Origin of the sequence: Rhodococcus sp. NPDC060176, from assembly GCF_042728675.1 — a bacterium.
Taxonomy (GTDB): domain Bacteria; phylum Actinomycetota; class Actinomycetes; order Mycobacteriales; family Mycobacteriaceae; genus Rhodococcus_F.
Genome location: NZ_JBHWYS010000006.1, coordinates 180,771 through 202,173, shown reverse-complemented (window position 1 = coordinate 202,173; position 21,403 = coordinate 180,771). Strand labels below are relative to the sequence as shown.

General features: G+C 63.9%; 20 protein-coding genes. 8 read left to right on the top strand and 12 right to left on the bottom strand.

Annotation, left to right across the window (positions count from 1 at the left end):
• The first annotated feature begins 188 nt into the window (after window positions 1-188).
• Window positions 189-1,607: an amidase gene (locus ACFWEM_RS25425; protein ID WP_378538181.1), complete on the top strand. Its 1,419-nt coding sequence runs from the start codon at window positions 189-191 to the stop codon at window positions 1,605-1,607.
• A 4-nt stretch (window positions 1,608-1,611) separates the two neighbouring features.
• Window positions 1,612-2,166, top strand: a complete 555-nt coding sequence (locus tag ACFWEM_RS25420) for a TetR/AcrR family transcriptional regulator (RefSeq protein ID WP_378538178.1) — start codon at window positions 1,612-1,614, stop codon at window positions 2,164-2,166.
• 49 nt (window positions 2,167-2,215) lie between these two features.
• On the opposite strand, the gene era is transcribed toward ACFWEM_RS25420, so the two are convergent.
• From era to ACFWEM_RS25395, 5 genes are all read right to left on the bottom strand, one after another.
• The gene (gene era, locus ACFWEM_RS25415; RefSeq protein ID WP_230813895.1) at window positions 2,216-3,133 is read right to left on the bottom strand and encodes a GTPase Era; all 918 of its coding nucleotides are present in this window, start codon (window positions 3,131-3,133) and stop codon (window positions 2,216-2,218) included.
• A gap of 24 nt (window positions 3,134-3,157) precedes the next feature.
• On the bottom strand, window positions 3,158-4,462 hold the full coding sequence (locus ACFWEM_RS25410; RefSeq protein ID WP_378447894.1) for a hemolysin family protein: 1,305 nt from the start codon (window positions 4,460-4,462) through the stop codon (window positions 3,158-3,160).
• Window positions 4,463-4,483: 21 nt separating this feature from the next.
• Window positions 4,484-5,026, bottom strand: a complete 543-nt coding sequence (ybeY, locus tag ACFWEM_RS25405; protein ID WP_003944525.1) for an rRNA maturation RNase YbeY — start codon at window positions 5,024-5,026, stop codon at window positions 4,484-4,486.
• Window positions 5,027-5,074: 48 nt separating this feature from the next.
• A complete protein-coding gene (locus ACFWEM_RS25400) occupies window positions 5,075-6,163 on the bottom strand; it encodes a PhoH family protein (protein ID WP_378447893.1) in 1,089 nt (362 codons plus the stop codon).
• A gap of 112 nt (window positions 6,164-6,275) precedes the next feature.
• Complete coding sequence (locus ACFWEM_RS25395; RefSeq protein WP_378538171.1) at window positions 6,276-6,971, bottom strand: TetR/AcrR family transcriptional regulator; 696 nt, start codon at window positions 6,969-6,971, stop codon at window positions 6,276-6,278.
• Window positions 6,972-7,099: 128 nt separating this feature from the next.
• Here ACFWEM_RS25395 and ACFWEM_RS25390 point away from each other — a divergent pair, with 128 nt between their 5' ends.
• Window positions 7,100-8,704, top strand: a complete 1,605-nt coding sequence (locus ACFWEM_RS25390; RefSeq protein ID WP_378538169.1) for an MFS transporter — start codon at window positions 7,100-7,102, stop codon at window positions 8,702-8,704.
• On the opposite strand, the gene ACFWEM_RS25385 is transcribed toward ACFWEM_RS25390, so the two are convergent.
• The 5 genes from ACFWEM_RS25385 to hrcA form a co-directional block, all read right to left on the bottom strand.
• Entirely contained in the window at window positions 8,696-9,472 is a 777-nt protein-coding gene (locus ACFWEM_RS25385) for an alpha/beta hydrolase family protein (protein ID WP_378538166.1), read from the bottom strand. The two genes, ACFWEM_RS25390 and ACFWEM_RS25385, sit on opposite strands and share 9 nt — an antisense overlap.
• Before the next feature lie 16 nt (window positions 9,473-9,488).
• A complete protein-coding gene (locus ACFWEM_RS25380; protein WP_378538163.1) occupies window positions 9,489-10,727 on the bottom strand; it encodes an Ig-like domain-containing protein in 1,239 nt (412 codons plus the stop codon).
• Window positions 10,728-10,850: 123 nt separating this feature from the next.
• Complete coding sequence (locus ACFWEM_RS25375; protein WP_378538160.1) at window positions 10,851-11,612, bottom strand: 16S rRNA (uracil(1498)-N(3))-methyltransferase; 762 nt, start codon at window positions 11,610-11,612, stop codon at window positions 10,851-10,853.
• 2 nt (window positions 11,613-11,614) lie between these two features.
• Window positions 11,615-12,766, bottom strand: a complete 1,152-nt coding sequence (gene dnaJ, locus ACFWEM_RS25370; RefSeq protein ID WP_230813909.1) for a molecular chaperone DnaJ — start codon at window positions 12,764-12,766, stop codon at window positions 11,615-11,617.
• 80 nt (window positions 12,767-12,846) lie between these two features.
• A complete protein-coding gene (hrcA, locus tag ACFWEM_RS25365) occupies window positions 12,847-13,890 on the bottom strand; it encodes a heat-inducible transcriptional repressor HrcA (RefSeq protein ID WP_003944583.1) in 1,044 nt (347 codons plus the stop codon).
• A gap of 157 nt (window positions 13,891-14,047) precedes the next feature.
• Between hrcA and ACFWEM_RS25360 the strand changes: the two genes are divergently transcribed.
• A complete protein-coding gene (locus ACFWEM_RS25360; RefSeq protein WP_003944521.1) occupies window positions 14,048-14,371 on the top strand; it encodes a type II toxin-antitoxin system VapB family antitoxin in 324 nt (107 codons plus the stop codon).
• A 3-nt stretch (window positions 14,372-14,374) separates the two neighbouring features.
• On the opposite strand, the gene ACFWEM_RS25355 is transcribed toward ACFWEM_RS25360, so the two are convergent.
• Both ACFWEM_RS25355 and hemW read right to left on the bottom strand, forming a co-directional pair.
• On the bottom strand, window positions 14,375-14,995 hold the full coding sequence (locus ACFWEM_RS25355) for a hypothetical protein (RefSeq protein WP_378538157.1): 621 nt from the start codon (window positions 14,993-14,995) through the stop codon (window positions 14,375-14,377).
• A gap of 35 nt (window positions 14,996-15,030) precedes the next feature.
• The gene (gene hemW / locus ACFWEM_RS25350) at window positions 15,031-16,257 is read right to left on the bottom strand and encodes a radical SAM family heme chaperone HemW (protein ID WP_378538154.1); all 1,227 of its coding nucleotides are present in this window, start codon (window positions 16,255-16,257) and stop codon (window positions 15,031-15,033) included.
• Between the two features lie 484 nt (window positions 16,258-16,741).
• Between hemW and ACFWEM_RS25345 the strand changes: the two genes are divergently transcribed.
• From ACFWEM_RS25345 to ACFWEM_RS25330, 4 genes are read left to right on the top strand one after another with little or no spacing between them, the layout of a single operon-like run.
• Window positions 16,742-18,472 carry a nitrite/sulfite reductase gene (locus ACFWEM_RS25345; RefSeq protein ID WP_019749031.1) on the top strand — a complete coding sequence of 577 codons (1,731 nt, stop codon included), beginning with the start codon at window positions 16,742-16,744 and terminating at the stop codon, window positions 18,470-18,472.
• A complete protein-coding gene (locus ACFWEM_RS25340) occupies window positions 18,469-19,182 on the top strand; it encodes a phosphoadenylyl-sulfate reductase (protein ID WP_378447884.1) in 714 nt (237 codons plus the stop codon). Before ACFWEM_RS25345 ends, ACFWEM_RS25340 begins: the two co-directional genes overlap by 4 nt.
• A complete protein-coding gene (cysD, locus tag ACFWEM_RS25335) occupies window positions 19,179-20,114 on the top strand; it encodes a sulfate adenylyltransferase subunit CysD (RefSeq protein WP_007731054.1) in 936 nt (311 codons plus the stop codon). Before ACFWEM_RS25340 ends, cysD begins: the two co-directional genes overlap by 4 nt.
• The gene (locus tag ACFWEM_RS25330) at window positions 20,114-21,400 is read left to right on the top strand and encodes a sulfate adenylyltransferase subunit 1 (protein WP_378538147.1); all 1,287 of its coding nucleotides are present in this window, start codon (window positions 20,114-20,116) and stop codon (window positions 21,398-21,400) included. The genes cysD and ACFWEM_RS25330 overlap by 1 nt, the downstream gene beginning before the upstream one ends.
• Window positions 21,401-21,403: the final 3 nt, after the last annotated feature.

Genomic DNA, 21,403 nt, shown 5'->3' with positions numbered 1-21,403 from the left:
CGCTCGGTCGCCTCGACCGGGTGCGCTCTCTCAGCTTCGACCTCGGTTAGGACGGATTCCGCGTCTCTGACGATCCACTTACGCACCGACCTGGCGTCTTGACGCGATCTTGACGCGGAACCGAACGTGCCTAATACTGAAACAAGTTACTGTTCGTTCGAACGAACAGTTTGTGCGAAGGGAAACCGATGACTTCTCGAACCGACCACGATCTCGCCCCCGGTCTCGTCGACCAGGTTGCGAGTCTGGCTTCGGGCGTCACCTCGTCCGTCGCGGCGACCGAGGCAGCGCTGGCCCGGATCGACGCAACTCAGCCTCATCTCAATGCGTTCAAGATCGTGCGGCGAGAGAAGGCTCTCGAGGAAGCTGCCGAGGCCGACAGACGTCTCGCGCTCGGTGAGCGCCTACCGCTACTCGGTGTGCCGATCGCAGTGAAGGACGATGTCGACATCACCGGCGAACCCACCGCCTTCGGTTGCCCTGGCGATTTCCCGGCCAAGACCGAAGACTCGGAGATGATTCGACGCCTCCGAGACGCCGGCGCAGTGATCGTAGGCAAGACCAACAGCCCTGAACTGGGCCAGTGGCCGCTCACGAGCGGCTCCGCCTTCGGTTACACACGCAATCCGTGGTCGCGTCACCACACCCCTGGAGGATCGTCGGGCGGCACCGCCGCGGCCGTCGCGGCCGGATTGGTCAGCGCCGGAATCGGTTCCGACGGCGCCGGTTCCATCCGGATACCGGCGGCCTGGACCAACCTCGTCGGAATCAAGCCGCAGCGCGGGCGCATCTCCACCTGGCCCGACGCCGAAGCTTTCTACGGCCTCACGGTCAACGGCCCGCTCGCCCGCACCGTCGCCGACGCCGCACTGTTGCTCGACGTCGCTGCGGGCAACCACGACGGCGATCTCCACAAGCCGACACCGGTGACGGTCAGCGACGCGGTAGGACGCGACCCCGGCAAGCTGAAAATCGCTCTTTCCCTCCGCAATCCATTCACTGCCACTCCCGTGAAGCTGGACCCCGAGGTGCGCCTGGCCGTGCATTCGATCGCCGATACGCTGCGGGAACTCGGACATCACGTCGTCGTCGACGATCCCGCGTACGGCCTGATCTTCGGCCTGAACTTTCTGCCCCGCTCCCTCGTCGGAGTTCACGACTGGCTCGGACGCGTTCCCGACCCGACACTGGTCGATGCCCGAACACGCGGAAATGCCCAGAACGGCAAGCTCCTTCGCGGCGCACCTCTGCGCGCAGCCCGCGCAGCCGAGCCGCGGATGCGAAAGCGGATCGGAGCGATCTTCGACACCTACGACGTCGTCCTGGCACCCACGACGGCAACTCCCCCGATCATGGCGACCGCCATCGACGGCATCGGCGGTTGGGACACCGACAAGGTCATGACCGGCGCCTGCCCGTACGCGTGGCCGTGGAACGTCCTCGGCTGGCCCTCGGTCAACGTGCCGGCCGGATTCAGCAAGGCCGGCCTACCCATCGGTGCGCAGTTGATGGGCAACGAGAACACCGAACCGCTGTTGGTCTCGCTCGCTTCACAATTGGAATCGGTCCTGCGTTGGGATCAGGTCCGCCCCGAGCCGTGGTGGTGAATCGATGAGTAACCGCGACGTTCGCGAGCGAATACTCGATGCCGTTCTGCACGTCGTCGGTACCGACGGCATCCCCGGCGTGAGCAACCGGCGCATCGCCGCGCAGGCGGGCGTCTCACTCGGATCGATCACGTATCACTTCGCGAGCCAGTCGGACATGCTTCGGGCGGCGCTGTCTCGTTTCGTGACAGACGAGACGACGCGCCTGCGAGCCTTGGCAGAGGAGTACCGCGACAAAGGTCTGAGCGTCGAGGACGCCGCGGCAATTGCCGAGAAGGTGACGCGGGACCTGTCGTTCTCCGCCGAGCGGATCGCGCCGTTCGAGATGTACATCGCCGCCGGCCGAGACCACGAGCTACATGAAGTCGCCGTCGAATGCTTTGCCGCGTATGACGATTTGACCGTCACGATCTTGACGGCACTCGGTATACCGGATCCGGAGTCGATTGCATCCACTCTCGTCGCCGTCATCACCGGCTTGCAACTCCGACGCCTGGCTACGGGCGTCGACGATCAGGACATCGGTGCGGCGATCCTCAGGGTCCTCCGGCCCCTGTGAGCGGTTAGGCAGTCCCTGGACTCCTTAACCGCTCACGGGGCCGGAGGCCCTAGAAGCCCAGCCGGCCGAGCTGTTTCGGGTCGCGCTGCCAGTCCTTGGCGACCTTGACGTGCAACTCCAGGAAGATCCGCACACCGAGCAGCTTTTCGATCTGCAGGCGCGCACTGGTACCGACTTCCCGCAGCCGCGCGCCGCCCTTACCGATGACGATGCCCTTCTGACTGGGCCGCTCGACGTAGAGCAACGCATGGACGTCGAGCATCTCGCCCTGCTTCTCGGTGCGACCCTCACGCGGGATGACCTCCTCGATCACCACGGCCAAGGAGTGCGGCAATTCTTCACCGAGGCCCTCGAGCGCAGCCTCACGAATGAGTTCGGCCATGAGCACCTCTTCGGGCTCGTCCGTCAGTTCCCCGTCCGGGTAGAAGGCCGGGCCCTCGTCCATCAGACCGGCAAGGACGTCGACCAGGATCTCGACCTGCTCACCCGACTGCGCGGACACCGGGACAACCTCGGATTCGGGGCCCAGCAGGGTGGACAGCGCGAGCAACTGCTTGCCGACGGCGTCGCGGCTGACCTTGTCGATCTTGGTGACGATGCCGACCAGCTTGGTCTTGGGCGCCATCTGACGGACCTGCTGCACGATCCAGCGGTCGCCGGGCCCGATGGCCTCGTCAGCCGGGATGCACAGGCAGATGACGTCGACCTCGGAGTAGGTGTCACGAACCAGGTCGTTGAGGCGCTGCCCGAGCAAGGTGCGGGGCTTGTGCAGTCCGGGGGTGTCGACCAGGATCAGCTGCGCATGCTCGCGGTGAACGATGCCGCGAATCGTATGGCGCGTAGTTTGCGGGCGCGAGGACGTGATCGCGATCTTGCTGCCGACCAACGCGTTGGTCAGCGTGGACTTACCCGTATTGGGCCGACCCACGAAACACACGAAGCCTGACCGGAATTCGTTGTTGCTCATAACTGCTCCTCGCTGAACACTCGCTCAGTCATCGGTGTCTTCTGTCTCTTCGTCTTCGGACCGCGGGATGCGCTGCACGAACACCGTGCTGATGCGTACCCGTCCCCGGCCCGTATTGGTTCCCTCGCCGCGCAGGATCAAACCGTCGTACTCCACTTCGGAACCGGGAAGTGGAACTCGGCCGAGTACGTATCCGATCAGCCCGCCGACGGTTTCGACCTCGTCGAGTTCGAGTTCGAGATCGAACAATTCACCGAGGTCTTCGATCGGGAGCCTTGCGGATACGCGGAACATTCCGTCGCCGAGATCCTCGATCGGCGGCGTCTCGTCCTCGTCGTACTCGTCGGCGATCTCACCGACGATTTCCTCGATGACGTCCTCGATCGTGACCAGCCCGGCGATTCCGCCGTACTCGTCGACGAGGATCGCCATGTGGTTACGGTCGCGCTGCATCTCGGCCAGCAAGCTGTCGAGCGGCTTCGAGTCGGGAACGAACACCGCGGGCCGCATGACGTCGCAGACGTTGACGTTTCGTCCGCCGTCAGGCAGGTGGTAGGTCTGCTTGACCAGATCCTTGAGATAGACGACACCGAGCACGTCGTCAACGTTCTCCCCGATGACCGGCAGGCGCGAGTGACCACTCCGGACCGCCAACGACGTTGCCTGCCCGGCATTCTTGTCGTTCTCGATCCACACCATGTCGGTGCGGGGCACCATCACCTCGCGCGCCGACGTGTCTCCGAGCTCGAAGACGGACTGGATCATTCGGCGTTCTTCGTCGGCCACGACGCCGCGTTCCTGCGCCATGTCCACGAGTTCGCGCAACTCGATTTCCGAAGCGAACGGACCGTTGCGGAAGCCCTTACCCGGGGTCAAGGCGTTACCGACGAGGATCAGGACGCGACTGATCGGCCCGAGCAGAACACCGATCCAGAGCAGTGGCAGAGACGCTGCCATCGCGATCGAGTACGCATGTTGGCGCCCAAGCGTTCTCGGTCCGACGCCGATGACCACGTACGAGACGAGAACCATGATCACCGCGGTGACGGTCAGCGCCCAGCCCAACGAGAGGACGTCGATCAGGCCGCCCACGAGTACGACGGTGGCCGTGATCTCGCACAAAATGCGAAGCAGGACCATCAGATTCACGTATCGCGGACGATCGGTCAGGATGCGTTGCACTCGCGCCGCACCGGCTCGCTCTTCCTTCGCCATCTCGTCGATGCGCGCCGACGAAATGGTGTTGAGCGCCGAGTCGACGGCCGCGAAGACACCACCGACCGGGACAAGAGCAATCGCCAGAACAAAGAGCGCTATGGCGCTACTCACTACAGAACCCCCGGATAACTGTTATCGGTCCACTCCGTCGACGAAACCCGTCTTACCGAGCAGCTTCTGATCACGTTCGGCCAGTGCTGCTTCGCGGTCGATACGGCGAAGGTCTTCGTACCACTCTTCGAGGAGGCTGTTCTGCAAGCCGAACATCTCCTTCTCCTCTTCCGGCTCCGCGTGGTCGTAGCCGAGGAGGTGCAACACACCGTGAACGGTCAGGAGTGCCAGTTCGTGAGCCAGTGAATGCCCGGCCTTGTCGGCCTGATCCGCAGCAAAAGACGGACACAACACGATGTCGCCGAGCATCGACGGCCCCGGCTCGGGGGAATCGGGACGGCCACCAGGCTCGAGTTCGTCCATCGGGAACGACATGACGTCGGTCGGACCCGGCAGGTCCATCCAGCGAACGTGCAGATCCGCCATCGTCGCGGAGTCGACGAGAACCATCGACAGCTCGGCCGCCGGATGGACATCCATCCGAGCGATCACGAAACGGGCAACGCTGATCAACTCCGGTTCGGAGATGTCCATGCCCGATTCGTTCGAGACCTCGATGCTCATGTGCGACGCTCTTTCCTGGGAAAAGTAAGGGTTGATGCGTCGCTCAGCCTACCGTCGCGGTGAATGAGCATGTGCAGCGCGGCGCTGCGCACGGTTTCCGACCGCCAACTCGCCGGACCGATCCGATTCGTGACGCTCGTAAGCGTCGACGATGTGGGAGACCAGCCGATGACGTACGACGTCGCTGCTGTCGAGAGTGGCGAAATGAATATCGTCGATCCCGGTGAGGATTTCGGATGCCGCACGCAGACCCGAGCGGGCTCCGCCCGGCAGATCGACCTGGGTCACGTCTCCGGTGACCACGATCTTGGAACCGAACCCGAGACGGGTCAGGAACATCTTCATCTGCTCGGCCGTGGTGTTCTGCGCTTCGTCCAAGATGATGAAGGCGTCGTTGAGCGTGCGGCCACGCATGTAGGCGAGCGGAGCGACCTCGATGACTCCGGCCTGCATCAACTTCGGAATCGCCTCGGGATCCATCATGTCGTGCAATGCGTCGTGCAGCGGGCGCAGGTACGGATCGATCTTCTCGTGCAGCGTGCCGGGTAGAAAGCCCAGTCGCTCGCCGGCCTCGACTGCCGGCCTGGTCAAGATGATCCGAGAGACCTGCTTGGCCTGCAACGCCTGAACGGCCTTGGCCATGGCGAGGTAGGTCTTGCCGGTACCGGCCGGGCCGACTCCGAACACGATGGTGTTCTCGTCGATGGCGTCGACGTAGCGTTTCTGGTTCAGAGTCTTCGGCCGAATTGTCTTGCCCCGACGCGAAAGAATGTCGAGGGAGAGGACCTCGGCCGGAGACTCGCCGACCTCGTTGGTGAGCATGCCGATGGTTCGCCGGACAGCATCCGGTGCGATGGGCTGCCCCCGACCGGCCAGCGACGCCAACTCACTGAACACACGTTCTGCCAGCGCTACATCGGCAGGCATTCCGGACAAGTTGATGGTTCCGCCACGTACGTGAATATCGGCACGAAGCTCACGTTCGATCGCGGTGAGATTCTCGTCCGTCGCCCCCAGGATTTGACGCACGGTCTCCGGCGCCAGATCCATACTCGAACGGACGGTGCGCTCTGCAGGCAGAGCGCGCTCGGTGATGGTGGTTACACGGTTCCCGTCGAGTTCACTGTGTTCACTCACGTGGTGAATATGGCCTGCTTTCTGGTCCGATCAGCCCACTCGACTCGTGAGCCTCGATACTTCGAAGTCTAGCGCCAGAGTCGGACACGGCCCACTTGTTAATCGTCGCGGCTCAATCCTCGCGGCGACCGGACGGCAGCGATTCTCGGATCCATTCCGACGCTTCGGCGACAATCTCGGCACTTCGCTCCGGACTGATACCAGCGATGACCAGGCACACCGCGGCAAAGGATTCGCCGGAGTCCGTGATGAGCCCACTGTTGGCCTGATCGAACAAAGTGATCGTGATCGCCTCGGTCATCGCCACCAAAGTCTCGGCCGGCAGGTACGTCGAGAACGTCCCGTCACGCTGACCGCGCTCGACGACGCTGATACTCACGGCGCGCGCGGGTTCCATCAGATCGAGAATCCGCTGCTCCCCCAACTCTTTGCGAGCAAAGCTGAGCAGCATCCGGAATCGATCGCCGACCGGCCATGACAGCAATGCCAGTACGGCAGTCGCCAGATCCGGTCGCTCGGGCGGCTCACCGGCTTTGCTCAGCGCGGCAACGAGATCGGTCGACGCCTCGTCCACGATGCCGTTGATCAGGGCCTCACGGCTGTCGAAATGCGCGTAGACGGTTCGCCTGACCACACCGGCGGCCTTTGCGACGTCGTCCATGCTCGCATCCGGATCAGCAGCGAACGCCGTGATCGCCGCCTCGATGATGCGATTGCGATTGGCCGCGGCCTGACTACGACGCTGCCGTCCGCCCGATTCGGCAGTTCCCGAAACGACTGTGCCCGAATGCGTCAACGCGCGTTCCACCTCTTTCGACTGCCCAACTGTGATCTAGGTCAATCATAGTTGCACATCGGTGTGCAAGTTATTAACTTACACATCAGTGTGCAAATGGATCGAGGAGTGTCTTCGATCATCAGGAACGGAGTCGCGCCATGACGACACTCATGAGCAAACCTGTCTCGGAGATGGACCACCCGTACTCACGGCGGTGGGCCGCGCTCGGGGTGTTGTGCCTGAGTCTGCTGATCGTCGTGATGGCGAATACCGCGCTGATCGTCGCTGCTCCGGACATGACCAGAGACCTCGGCCTCACCAGCACTCAACTCCAATGGGTCATCGACGGTTACACCGTCCCCTACGCCGCATTGATGCTGCTGTTCGGCGTGATCGGTGACAAGTACAGTCGCCGCGGCGCACTTCTCGCCGGACTCGCCGTGTTCGCCGGCGGCGCCGTCTTCGGCAGCATCGCGGACACCACCAACGCCGTCATCGCGGCACGAATGATCATGGGCGCCGGCGCCGCGATCATCATGCCCGCGACGCTCTCCCTTCTGGTCGCTACCTTTCCCAAAGCGGAGCGATCACGCGCCATCGCGGCGTGGGCGGCGACATCGGGTCTCGCGATTGCACTCGGTCCGCTGTTGGCCGGATGGATTCTCGACAGTCATTCCTGGAGCATCACTTTCCTGATCAACGTCCCGATCGCCGCAGTCGCTGCCGTCGCCGCCGTAATTCTGGTGCCGCCGAGCAAGGCCGAGCACCTGGGCCGCATCGACTGGATCGGCGGCGCACTCTCGGTGGTCACCATCGGCTCGCTCGTGTACTCGATCATCAACGGATTCCACTTCGGGTGGAGCGGCGGACCCATCGGTGCCGCTGCACTCGCCGCGATCGGCCTCGCCTCGTTCGTGGTCTGGGAACTGCGCCACCCGCAGCCACTGCTCGACGTCCGTAAGCTCGGCCAGCGCATGGTCGGCGGCGCGACGCTCGCTGTACTTCTGTTGTTCCTGGCCGCCTTCGGTGCCATCTACTTCATCTCGCAGCAATTCCAGTTCATCCTCGGATACGGGGCACTCGAAACCGGTGTTCGTCTGCTGCCCTTGGCAATTGCCGTCTCGATCGGCGCAGTGGTCAGTGGCCGAGTCACCCCACTGATCGGCGTCCGAGCGTCCATCGTCGGCGGCATGGTCGTCGCCGCGATCGGCGTTCTGATTCTCACGCAGGTCGACGGCGATTCGGGCTACTGGATGTTCGCAGTCCCACTGATCCTGCTCGGCCTGGGCATCGGCCTCAGCGAACCGCCGGCCACCGACGCCATCATGGACAACTTCTCCGAGGACGATCTCGGCGCTGCGGGTGGCCTCAACGACACCGCCATCGAACTCGGCGGCTCGCTGGGAATCGCGATCCTCGGCTCGATCCTCGCTGCGAGCTACAAGGATTCGATTGCCGGATTCATCAATGGCATGCAGGTTCCGCAGTTGACAGGCGAACTTGCGCAACAAGCCGCGTACGCGATGGAGGTGTCGGGCGAATCCGTCGGCGGCGCTTCGTTGGTCGCCGAAGAGATGGCAGGCAACCCGTTGGCTGCAGCTCAGGCACAGCCGTTGCTCGAGGCGGCCGGCAGTGCCTATGCCGACGCGATTTCGGCGGCCAGTTGGGCGGGCGGGCTTGCCCTGTTCGTGGGCGCAGTTGTCGTCGCGTTCATCCTGCCGGGCAAGAAGGTCCCCGTGCAAGAAGGCCCTGTGTCAGTCTGACGTGATCGGAGCCAGCAGGTCTTCGGCGAGAACCAACTCGCGGGAGACCCGCCAGGACTCGGTCGAGGGTGAAAGAAAGGCATCGTGTCCTTCGCCCTCGATCACACGCAGCGCGACGGGATCACCAGCCGCTTCGGCAGCTTGTGCATACCGGGAGCTCACCTTGGCCGGCACCTGCAGATCCTGCGCACCCGTGAGGCACACAACGGGAACACCGATCGGCAGTCGATGCTGCGGCGACGCACTGCGATACAGATCCGGGTCCGCGTCGAACGGAACGCCGAACAGATCCTCGATGAAGCTGATCCGTCGTCCACGCTCGCCTGCCGACGCCAGATCGAGTGCGGCCGCCTGGGCGATGACCCGTTCGGGTCGGGTGAACGTGTCCTTCTCCCCCGCCAGCCATACGGCGAGATGTCCGCCGGCCGAATGCCCGAGCAGGCGTACCTGCTTCAGATCGAATTCGGCCGAAGACTTCGCGGCAACCAGTCCGGGGATCTCGTCGTACGCGGCTTTCACGTCGGCGGACATCTCCGGCCAACGACCGCCCGCCCCGAGACGGCGGTATTCGATGTTCCACACCGCGACGCCGTGCCGCGCGAGTTCGACGGCAAACGCGGTGCCCAGAGTCAATCCGTACTGCCCGCTCCAGAAGCCGCCGTGGATCTGCATGACGATCGGGATCGGGCCGTCAGCGGCTCCGTCGGGGACGTAGAGATGCCCGAACTGCTGCTCGTGTCGGCCGTAAGGAATCTTGAATCGAGGCACCGGAGGAAATCTTTTCTCAGGCGAGGGCGCTGCCTGCGGCCCAGTCGGCCCACGAGAGCGTCCAGTCGCCGTTCTGCCAGACCTCCAGCGGAGCGCCGCCGGTGTTCTTGATCTCGACGACGTCTCCTGGCTGCGAGAAATCGAAGAACCATTTGGCGTTGGCCGCACTGAGATTGAGGCAACCGTGCGAGGTATCGGTGTTTCCCTGCGCCCAGACGGTGCTCTCCAACTCGTGAAGATAGATGCCGTCGGTGCTGATGCGGGTGGCCCAGTTGATGGATTCCTTGTACCCGAGGCGCGAGTTGATCGGCAGCCCGTAGGTCGACGAATCCATGATCACGGGATTGGCCTTGTCCATGACGGTGTACGTGCCGGGCTGGGTCCAGAACGAGAGCGTCGTGCCGCCGATCGTCTCGGTGCCGCCCATTCCCATCGAGGTCGGCATTTCCTTGATCACCTGACCGTTTTCGTAGACCGTCACCATCTTGGTGTTGTCGTCGGCGACCGAGACGTGGGAGTCACCGATCTTGAAGGACACGGTGTCGTCCTGCTGGCCGTACAGACCGTTGCCCAACTGCTTGCCGTAGATGTTCGCGTTCACCGACACCGTCGTGCCTGGTGCGTAGTAATTCTGCGGACGCCAGTGAACGTTCTGACCGTCGACCCAGTACCACGATCCCTGCACCGGCGGATTGGTGGTGACCACCAGAGACTTCTCGGCCGCGGCCTTGTCACCGATCAACTCGTCGAAATGGACGGCGACGACAGTGCCGACGCCGTACGTGCCACCGTCCGAAATCGAGGCGCCGCCGGTGGTGTTGATGTACGCGCGAGTCTGATTGCTCGGAGCGACCGTCGTCAGCGTCGTGTTCTTGGTCGTGGCAACACCATTCGCGTCGACGGCGTCGACGATCAACTTGTAGGTCTTGCCGTACCCGAGCGGTTCGCTCGGCTTCCAGGACGTCTTGTCCGGCGTCGTGATGCCGGCGACTTCCTTACCTTCGGGGTTGGTCAGCGCGACGGTCGTCAGCGTTCCCTTCGCGACCTGGACCTCGATGGGATCGAGCGGACTCACCGGGGTTCCGCCGTCCGCCGGTGTGACGGTGACGAGCGCCTCGCTGGTCGGTGTGGTGGTGACGGCACTGCTGGAGGAACCCGCGTTGTCTCCGGTGGAGACTGTGCACCCCTCGACCAGCATCATCGCCGCCGCGGCACACACCGCTCCAACGATTCGCATATGCGCACGTGACAACATCTGGCCTCCTGAAATCCCCGAACCAACTCACGCCGAAGGCGACCCCCGACGTCCTTACGATAGTGCGCAAATCTGACACTTCGCTGAGCGCCGGATCCAATTCAGCTCGGGATCACAGCAAGATCAGTGCAGTGGTCGCGGTCCCCAGCGATCGGTCAGCACTCCGATTGCGCCCAGAGCGACGGCTCCGGCGGTCGACGTACGCAGGACCGTCGGGCCGAGAAGCACCGGAGTGGCCCCGGCCTCCGACAACGCACTGATCTCCGAATCGTCCAGTCCACCCTCGGGACCGACAACCAGAAAGACCTCGTCCGCGCTCGCGAGCGGCAAGCCGGCCAGCGGCGTCGTCGCCGATTCGTGAAGCACCGCAACCACAGCGCCGCGGGCAACGGCGTCGCGAACCAACGTGATCACCGCCGCCGTCTTGTGCAGCTCCGAAATCTCCGGGACGAATGCGCGCCTGGATTGCTTCGCCGCAGACATGGCGGCACTTCTCCAGCGTGCGACGCCCTTGGCGAGCTTCGGTCCCTCCCACTTGGCAACACACCGCAGGGACTGCCACGGAATCACCGCGTCGATCCCCGCCTCGGTCGCCAGCTCGACGGCCAACTCGGAACGCTCGGCCTTGGGAAGTGCCTGAACAAGTGTCACCAGCGGCTTGGGCTGCTGCAGAACCTGGACGTCACTGACCAACAGTTCCAGGCGATCCTTGCCGACGCTGGTCACCTCGGCATCGGCTACCCGGCCACGACCGTCGGCCAGAACCAAACGCTCGCCGACGCCGATCCGGCGGACGGTGGCCGCGTGGCGACCCTCCTGTCCGTCCAGAACCGCGATTTCACCGACACCGGGAACCGGGTCGAGAAAGAAGACCGTTGCGGCCACCGTCAGCGGCCGCTGAATGCTTCGCGAAGACGCGAGAACAATCCACCGCTGTTCTGCGAGTTGGTCGAGACAACTTCGGCCTCGTCACGATCGCGGAGCAGCTTGAATTCCTTGAGCAGCTTGGACTGCTTGTGATCGAGACGGCTCGGGATGACCACTTCGAGGTGAGCGTGGACGTCGCCGCGCACTCCCGACCGCAGTTTCGGCATGCCGTGACCACGAAGAACAGCAACGTGCCCGGGCTGGGTGCCTGGCTCGATGGTGATTTCCTTGGGGCCGTCGATGATGGTGTCGACGGTGACAGTCGTACCGAGCGCTGCGTCGACCATCGGAACGCGGATCGTGCAGTGCAGGTCTTCACCGTCTCGAACGAAGACGTCGTGCTGCTGCTCGACGATCTCGACGTAGAGGTCGCCGGGGTGTCCGCCGCCTGGGCCCACTTCACCCTGCGCGGTCAAACGGATGCGCATGCCACCGGCAACGCCCGCGGGAACCTTCACGGTGATGTCACGCTTGGCCCGAACTCGGCCGTCGCCACCACACTTGTGGCAGGGATCCGGGATGGTCTCACCGGCACCGCGGCACGTCGGGCAGGGACGCGAAGTCATGACCTGGCCGAGGAACGAACGCTGGATGGACTGAACTTCACCGGCACCGTTGCAGGTCTCGCAGCGCACCGGCTTGGAGTCGCCGTTGGTTCCGGCACCGGTGCAGCTGTCGCACAGGATCGCCGTCTCGACGGTCACGTGCTTGCTGACTCCCGTCGCACATTCTGCGAGGGTGAGCTTGGTGCGAAGCAACGAGTCGGCTCCGGGCTGAACTCGACCGCGCGGGCCACGTCCTGCGCCGCCACCGCCGCCGAAGAATGCTTCGAAGACGTCGCCGAGGCCACCGCCACCGAATCCGCCGCCGAAACCGCCACCTCCGCCGCCACCGGACTCGAGGGGGTCTCCGCCGAGATCGACGATGCGACGCTTCTCCGGGTCGGTCAGGACCTCGTAGGCCGTCGAGATCTCCTTGAACTTGGCCTGCGCCGCCTCGTCAGGGTTGACGTCCGGGTGCAGTTCGCGTGCCAGCTTGCGGTAAGCGCGCTTGAGCTCCTGGTCTGTCGCGTTCTTGTCGACGCCGAGCAATCCGTAGTAATCCCGTGCCACGTTGAGTCTCTCGTCCTTCTCTTACTTCTAGGTTTTCCTCAGTCCTCGCGAGGAGGTGTGTCGACGAATGTCGACGCCCGTCATCGCTCGGAGAGAACTTCGCCGATGTATCTGGCAACGGCGGCAACCGATGCAATTGTTCCCGGATAGTCCATCCGAGTGGGTCCGAGCACACCGACACCACCGAAAACGGTACCGGCCGCGCCGTAGCCAGTCGAAATCACGGAGGTTCCGCGCATCTGCTCGACCTGCGTCTCTTCACCGATCTGAACGGTGACCGTGCCGGAATTCTGCGTCGCAGCGAGCAGTTTCAGGACCACTACCTGCTCTTCCAGTGCCTCGAGCACTGCGCGCAGCGATCCCGGAAAGCCGGCCAGACCGGAGAAATCGGCGGCGTTGCGCGTGAGGTTGGAGGTTCCGCCCAAGACAAGGCGATCTTCCGGATGCTCGACCAGGGTCTCGACCAGAACGGTTGCCGACCGGATCACGGCGTCGCGCAGGTCGGCCGGAGATTCGTCGGCCAGTTCCGCCACGGCAATCGACGCGGCGGCCAGGCGCTTGCCTTCCAGTGCTCCGCCGAGAAGCGTGCGCAACCGGGACAAATCCTCGTCTTCGAGAACGTCCCCGAGTTCGACGATTCGTTGATCGACGCGGCCGGAATCGGTGATGAGAACGAGGAGCAGACGCGCGGGCGTCAGTGCGACCACCTCGAGGTGGCGAACCGACGATGCGGACAGCGACGGGTACTGGACAACCGCGACCTGACGGGTCAGTTGCGCGAGCAGTCGCACACCGCGGCGCAGAACGTCGTCGAGGTCGACGCCTGATTCCAAGAACTCGAGGATCGCTCGACGCTCCGGCCCGGACATGGGCTTGACGTCGGCGATGCGATCGACGAACTCGCGGTATCCCTTGTCGGTGGGGACGCGCCCGGAACTGGTGTGCGGTTGGGCGATGTAGCCCTCGGCCTCGAGGAATGCCATGTCGTTGCGCACAGTGGCGCTCGACACTCCGAGGTTGTGACGCTCGACCAGTGCCTTGGATCCCACCGGGTCCTGGGTGGAGACGTAATCGGCCACGATTGCACGTAAGACCTCGAAACGCCTGTCGTCGGTACTCGACATCGTTGCCACCTCCGTTTCCTGAACAGAACAAACACCGACATTTACACATCGGATCCCACTGGCAGTCTAATCGCCCGAGCGCCAGAGACGGCTGTTGCCCTTACTGTGGACTGAGATCGGTGAACGGCCGATCGCACAACCACGGACAAGGCGGCACATGATCTTCAAAGGCGTGATGGACGGCAAACCGTATCCCGATCACGGACTGTCTCTACGCGACTGGTCGAAGTTCCCTCCACGTCAGGTTCGACTCGACGAGATCGTGACCACCACGAAGGTCCTCGAACTCGATCGCCTGCTGTCGGAGGACTCGACCTTCTACGGCGATCTCTTCCCTCACGCAGTGCAGTGGCGCGGCACGCTCTACCTCGAGGACGGCTTGCACCGAGCGGTTCGCTCCGCCCTGCGAAACCGCGTCGTACTGCACGCGCGTGTCTTCGACTTCGACGCAATGCCCGGTGTCATCGAGGGCGTCCGCTGACGCTCAGGCGACAGTCACGAGCAGCGCAGGAATCGTTTGCCCCGGCCAGGTTCCAGTGAGAGTTTCCGAGTCCGAGACTCGATCTGCGTCGATCACCCTCGCCACAGTCAGTTCCAGGCCTCCCGCGCTGATGATCGTGTCGGTGCCCACTGTCGAGCAGGTCACCGATTCGACGACCGGTACCGACGCCCCGGCCTTACCGCTGCCCGTGACGTGCGCGGTCACCGGAATGTGATCGCCCGAATCCGCGAAGACCAACTCGACCCCGGTACCGCCGGTGAGAATCGCGGTCGCCAACGCGGTCACGTAAACCGGATCACAGCACGCGTCGTACACCCACCGCTCGCCCAGCACCGAATGATCCATGGTTGCGATCAGTGCAGCGTCCGCCCCGGCCAGCGGAGCACCACGGTAGGTGAGCGGGACCTGAAGAATTCGACCGTCTGCCGAGCGGAGCAGGTGCGTCTCGATTCCGACCTCACCGTCCGGGTCGTCGAAACGATAAGCGTCGACGCGTTCGAGCGTCGAACAGTCGACGGAGCCGAGCCACGGCTGCGTGGGTACCCACGCTCGGAGCAAGTCGTTCTTGGACGGATTCAACTGCGCACGATGAATGATGGCCACCACGGCCACATTACGCGGCGAAGGATGGTGGCGCGTCAGGTCAGGATCGTGCGAATCACCGCATCGGCGAGCAGGCGACCACGGTCGGTCAGAACCACGTGATCTTTCTCGATCACAGCCAACCCGTCGACGACCACCTGTTCGGCCGAAACCCGTTCGGATGCAGACAGTTCCGAAAGCGGAAGCCCGGTACGCAAGCGTGCGGTCAACATGACGCGCTCCATGTGTTCGTCCTCGGCCGTCAGTTCTTCACTGCCGCCGACAGGAAGTTCACCGAGCGCCAACTGTTCCGCATAGCGCGCCGGATGCTTGACGTTCCACCACCGCACTCCACCGACGTGACTGTGCGCGCCCGGTCCGGCACCCCACCAGTCACCGCCGTCCCAGTACCCGAGGTTGTGTCGGCAACGGGTGTCACCGGAGTCCGCGGTTTCCGCTTTTGCCCAATTGGAGACCTCGTACCAGTGCAAACCCGCTTCGGCCAGGCGTGAATCGATTCGTTCGTATCGTGAGGCCAGCACGTCGTCGTCCGGGGCGGGCAGCTCGCCGCGCCTGACCTTGCGAGCCATCGCGGTGCCGTCCTCGACGATCAGCGCGTAGGCCGAGACGTGGTCGACGTCGGCGGAGAGAACCGCATCGAGTGAGGCGTCCAGATCTTGATCGCGCTCCCCCGGCGTTCCGTAGATCAAATCCAAGTTCACATGCGAAAAACCAGCTGCGCGAGCCTCTTTCGCGGCAGCGACGGCGCGGCCAGGAGTGTGCGTGCGGTCGAGGATCTTCAGAACGTGCTGAGCCGCGGACTGCATGCCGAGGGAAATCCGAGTGAATCCGGCACTACGGAGAGCACCGAAGAATTCCGGCGAGGTCGATTCGGGGTTCGATTCCGTGGTCACCTCCGCGCCCGATGCCAAGCCGAAACTGCTGCGCACCGCCGACAGCACGTCGGACAGTCCGTCGCCGCCGAGCAGCGACGGCGTTCCGCCACCAACGAACACCGTGTCCGCCGCCTGGGCGCCCGTCATCTCGGCTGCGAGATCGAGTTCGCGCCGCAGACCTTCCAACCACGACTGCGGCGACGCCGAGGTTCCGAGTTCACCGGCCGTGTAGGTGTTGAAATCGCAGTACCCACACCTGGTGGCACAGAACGGGACGTGGATGTAGATCCCGAACGGCCGTTTCCCGACACCCTCGAGCGATCGCGCGGGCAAGGCGAAGGGTGTCGCCTCGCTCTGTCGAGTGGGAGTCGTACTGGTGGCATTCACGACTCCAGTGTCCCAGCATCCGGAATGCACACCTATTCAGCCTGCGATGCAGGTCGGCACGTGGCTTGAACTCGATATTTCCCCCATTTTTCGTGGAAATATGTCCCCGAGTCGGAATTATCGAGTTGACGTGGCACAATGGTCCGCATGACCGGACTCGGAGTGCGACTTGTGGCGCGTCGCCATGTCGACTTCAAGCGTGTGTGCAGCTCGTCGTGTCTGCACCTGTGTAGCTGTTGATCCTTCACTGATCTTCCAGCCTTTCCCGCTCATCTCCATCTGCTTCACCGAAACAGCTCTTCCAGAGACGGCTCCTCCAGCTGTTCGTTTTCGTGAGCACACCTGCCGGCCGCGAGCTTTCCGAGACCGAGGACAGCCCCCTCGATTTCCGACACGGACCGGTGCGTCCCGATCAGACACCGCCACAGTTCATCGCTAGTGCGTGCCGCGTGCCGATCAACCGCCCAGATCCAGGAGTTCATCGATGACGTCGACCACCGACGCCGCCACACCCGCCGATTCGGCAGCACCCGCCGAAGCTCGGCCCGCCCGCGCCGCACGTCCTGCCAAGCGTCGCGCCGAAGGTCAGTGGGCCCTCGGCTACCGCGAACCGCTCAACGCCAACGAGCAGGCCAAGAAGGACGACAACCCGCTCAACGTTCGGGCCCGCATCGAGAACATCTACTCCAAGCAGGGCTTCGACAGCATCGACAAGGGTGATCTGCGCGGCCGCTTCCGCTGGTGGGGTCTCTACACCCAGCGCGAAGAAGGCTACGACGGCACCTTCACCGGCGACGAGAACATCGATCTGCTCGAGGCCAAGTACTTCATGATGCGCGTGCGTTGCGACGCCGGCGCTCTGAACGTCGAGCAGCTGCGCACCATCGCCGGTATCTCGAAGGAATTCGGCCGGAACACCGCCGACCTGTCGGACCGTGAGAACGTCCAGTTCCATTGGATCGAAGTCGAGAACGTTCCGGAGATCTGGAAGCGCCTCGAAGCCGTCGGACTCAAGACCACCGAAGCCTGCGGTGACTGCCCTCGCGTCGTCCTCGGCTCTCCCCTGGCCGGCGAATCGCTCGACGAGGTCCTCGATCCCACTCCGGCGATCGACGAGATCGTGCGCCGCTACATCGGTGATCCCAAGTACTCCAACCTGCCGCGCAAGTTCAAGACCGCCATCTCCGGTCAGCAGGATGTTGTTCACGAGATCAACGACATCGCCTTCATCGGCGTGAACCACCCCGAGCACGGCCCCGGCCTCGACCTCTGGGTCGGCGGCGGCCTGTCCACCAACCCGATGCTGGCGCAGCGCGTCGGCGCCTGGATCCCGCTCGACGAGGTTCCCGACGTCTGGGAGGGTGTCGTCTCGATCTTCCGTGACTACGGCTACCGCCGTCTGCGCGCGAAGGCCAGGCTCAAGTTCCTGATCAAGGATTGGGGCATCGAAAAGTTCCGTGAGGTTCTCGAGACCGAGTACCTGAAGCGTCCGCTCATCGACGGCCCGGCGCCGGAGAAGCCCAAGCGCCCGATCGATCACGTCGGCATCCAGAAGACTCGCAACGGCCACAACGCAGTCGGTTTCGCTCCGATCGCCGGCCGCGTCTCGGGAGACATCCTGGCTCAGGTCGCCGACGCTGCCGAGAAGGCCGGCAGCGACCGGATCCGCTTCACGCCGTACCAGAAGCTGATCATCCTCGACGTCGCCGACGAGACCCTCGAGCCGCTCATCGCCGATCTCGACGCACTGGGCCTTCCCGCCCGTCCGTCGCACTGGCGCAAGAACCTGATGGCCTGCTCCGGCATCGAGTTCTGCAAGCTCTCGTTCGCCGAGACACGCAAGCGCTCGCAGGTGCTCGTGCCCGAACTCGAACAGCGTCTCGCCGACATCAACAGCCAGCTCGACGTGCCGATCACCATCAACATCAACGGTTGCCCCAACTCCTGCGCTCGCTCCCAGATCGCCGACATCGGCTTCAAGGGCCAGCTCGTCGACGACGGTGAGGGGAATCAAGTCGAGGGTTTTCAGGTTCACCTGGGAGGCAGCCTCGGATTCGACAGCGCCTTCGGACGCAAGCTGCGCCAGCACAAGGTCACCAGCGTCGAGATGGGCGACTACATCGACCGCGTCGTACGTCAGTTCGTGAAGAACCGCAACGAAGGTGAACGGTTCGCCGAATGGGCAGTGCGCGCAGACGAAGGAGATTTGCGATGACAGTGGACATTTCGCGAGCAACTGCCGACGAGCTTCGGTCCATCGCCGAGCGCGGTGCCGTAGAACTCGACGGGGCCAACGCACAGGAACTGTTGCAGTGGACCGAGGACACGTTCGGCGACTCGTACATTGTTGCGTCGAATATGCAGGATGGTGTGTTGGTTCACCTTGCTGCGCAGGTTCATCCAGGCGTCGACGTACTCTTCCTCGACACCGGCTACCACTTCCCCGAAACCATCGGCACGCGTGACGCGGTCGAGCAGGTGTACGGCGTCAACGTCATCAATGCGCGTGCGCTGGCAAGCGTCGCCGAGCAGGATGTCGCCGAGGGCAAGGATCTGTTCGCCCGTGATCCCAACCGCTGCTGCGCTTTGCGCAAGGTCGCACCGCTGAAGCAGACACTGTCCGGATACAGCGCATGGGTGACCGGCATCCGCCGCGTCGAGGCCCCCACCCGCGCCAATGCTCCCCTGATCTCCTTCGACGATGCCTTCGGCCTCGTGAAGATCAACCCGATCGCTCCGTGGTCGGACGAGGAGATGCAGAACTACATCGACACCCATTCCATCCTCGTCAATCCTCTTGTCGACGAGGGATATCCGTCCATCGGCTGCGCACCCTGCACCAGCAAGCCAGCCCCCGGCAGCGATCCGCGTAGCGGTCGTTGGGCCGGTGCCTCCAAGACAGAATGCGGGTTGCACGCATCATGACAGTTGACTTGACACCTTCACGTCCTCAGCTCGACGGCACACAGTTCGATACTCTCGACGCCCTCGAGTCCGAAGCGATCCACATCTTCCGAGAGGTGGCCGGCGAATTCGAACGCCCGGTCATCCTCTTCTCGGGCGGTAAGGACTCCACGGTGCTGCTGCACCTGGCGATCAAGGCCTTCTGGCCTGCGCCGTTGCCGTTCACCCTGCTGCACGTCGACACCGGCCACAACCTGCAGGAAGTCCTCGACTTCCGCGACCACGTGGTGGCCAAGTACAACCTGCGCCTGCACGTGGCGAGCGTCGAGGAGTACATCGCGGACGGTCGCCTCACCGAGCGCCCCGACGGTATCCGCAACCCGCTGCAGACCGTGCCGTTGCTGGACGCGATCTCCGAGAACCGCTTCGACGCCGTCTTCGGTGGCGCTCGCCGCGACGAGGAGCGGGCCCGCGCCAAGGAGCGGATCTTCTCGCTGCGCAACGCTTTCGGTCAGTGGGACCCCAAGAAGCAGCGCCCGGAACTGTGGAACCTGTACAACGGTCGCCACTCCCCCGGCGAGCAGGTGCGAGTCTTCCCGCTCAGCAACTTCACCGAGCTGGACATCTGGCGTTACATCGCCCGCGACAACGTCGAACTCGCCAGCATCTACTACGCCCACCAGCGTCCGGTGTACCAGCGCGACGGCATGTGGATGACGCCCGGCGTCTGGGGTGGACCGGCTGACGGCGAAGAGCTGCAGACCCTTTCGGTGCGTTACCGCACCGTCGGTGACGGTTCGACCACCGGCGCAGTCCTCTCCGATGCGGCGGACAACGAGGCCATCCTGGCCGAGGTTGCGGCATCACGTTTGACCGAGCGCGGCGCGACCCGCGGCGACGACCGAGTTTCCGAAGCGGCCATGGAAGACCGCAAGCGAGAGGGCTACTTCTGATGAGCGATCTGCTCAGACTGGCAACTGCCGGCAGCGTCGACGACGGAAAGTCCACCCTCGTGGGCCGTCTGTTGTACGACACCAAATCCGTTCTCGCCGACCAGATCGACGCCGTCACCCGCGCGTCGGTGGACCGCGGTCTCGACACCCCCGACCTTTCGCTGCTGGTGGACGGTCTTCGCGCCGAGCGCGAGCAGGGCATCACCATCGACGTGGCGTACCGCTACTTCGCGACCCCCAAGCGCACGTTCGTGTTGGCCGATACACCGGGCCACGTGCAGTACACCCGCAACACGGTCTCCGGTGCCTCGACGGCGCAGCTCGTGATCTTGCTGGTCGATGCCCGCAAGGGTGTCATCGCACAGACACGCAGGCACACAGCAGTTCTCGCGCTCCTCGGTGTTCCGAAGCTGGTTCTCGCCGTGAACAAGATCGACCTCGTCGAGAACCCCGAAGAGGTTTTCACCTCCATCTCCGCCGAGTTCAACGAACTCACCAGCTCGCTGGGCTGGGCAAGCGAAGATGTCGTGGAGATCCCGGTGTCTGCGCTGCACGGAGACAACGTCGCGATCCGCTCGGACAAGACCCCGTACTACACCGGCCCCACACTGATCGAGCACCTCGAGTCGATTCCGGTCGACGCCGAGCCGCATCGCGTCGGCCTGCGTTTCCCGGTGCAGTACGTGATCCGTCCCCGCACCGCCGAGTTCCTCGACTACCGCGGCTACGCCGGTCAGGTTGCCGCCGGTTCCGTCGTGCCCGGCGACGAAGTGGTGATCCTGCCCTCGGGTACGCGCACCACCGTCACTCGTATCGACACGGCCGACGGCGAACTGGACGTCGCCCACGCGGGACGCAGCGTCACGTTGATCTTGGCCGACGACGTCGACGTCTCACGCGGCGACACCATCGCCTCGCCGTCGGATGCACCCGAGCCGATCGGCGAATTCGACGCCACTGTCTGCTGGCTGGCCGAGAAGTCGCTGCGCCCTGGCGCACGTCTGCTGCTCAAGCACGGCACGCGTACGACGCGGGCCATCGTGGGCAGCTTGGTGGAGCGCTTCAACGAGCAGGACCTGACCACAGATCAGGGCCCGGACACTCTCGAGCTCAACGAGATCGGGAAGATCTCGATCCGGGTTGCCGAGCCGATCGTGGCTGACGACTACGCCGTCAACCGCCACACGGGCAGCTTCCTGCTGATCGATCCCGCGGGTGGAAACACTCTCGCAGCCGGCCTGGTCGGCGACGTCATCTCCGCCGTCGAATTGGGCGAGCGCGTCTAAGTC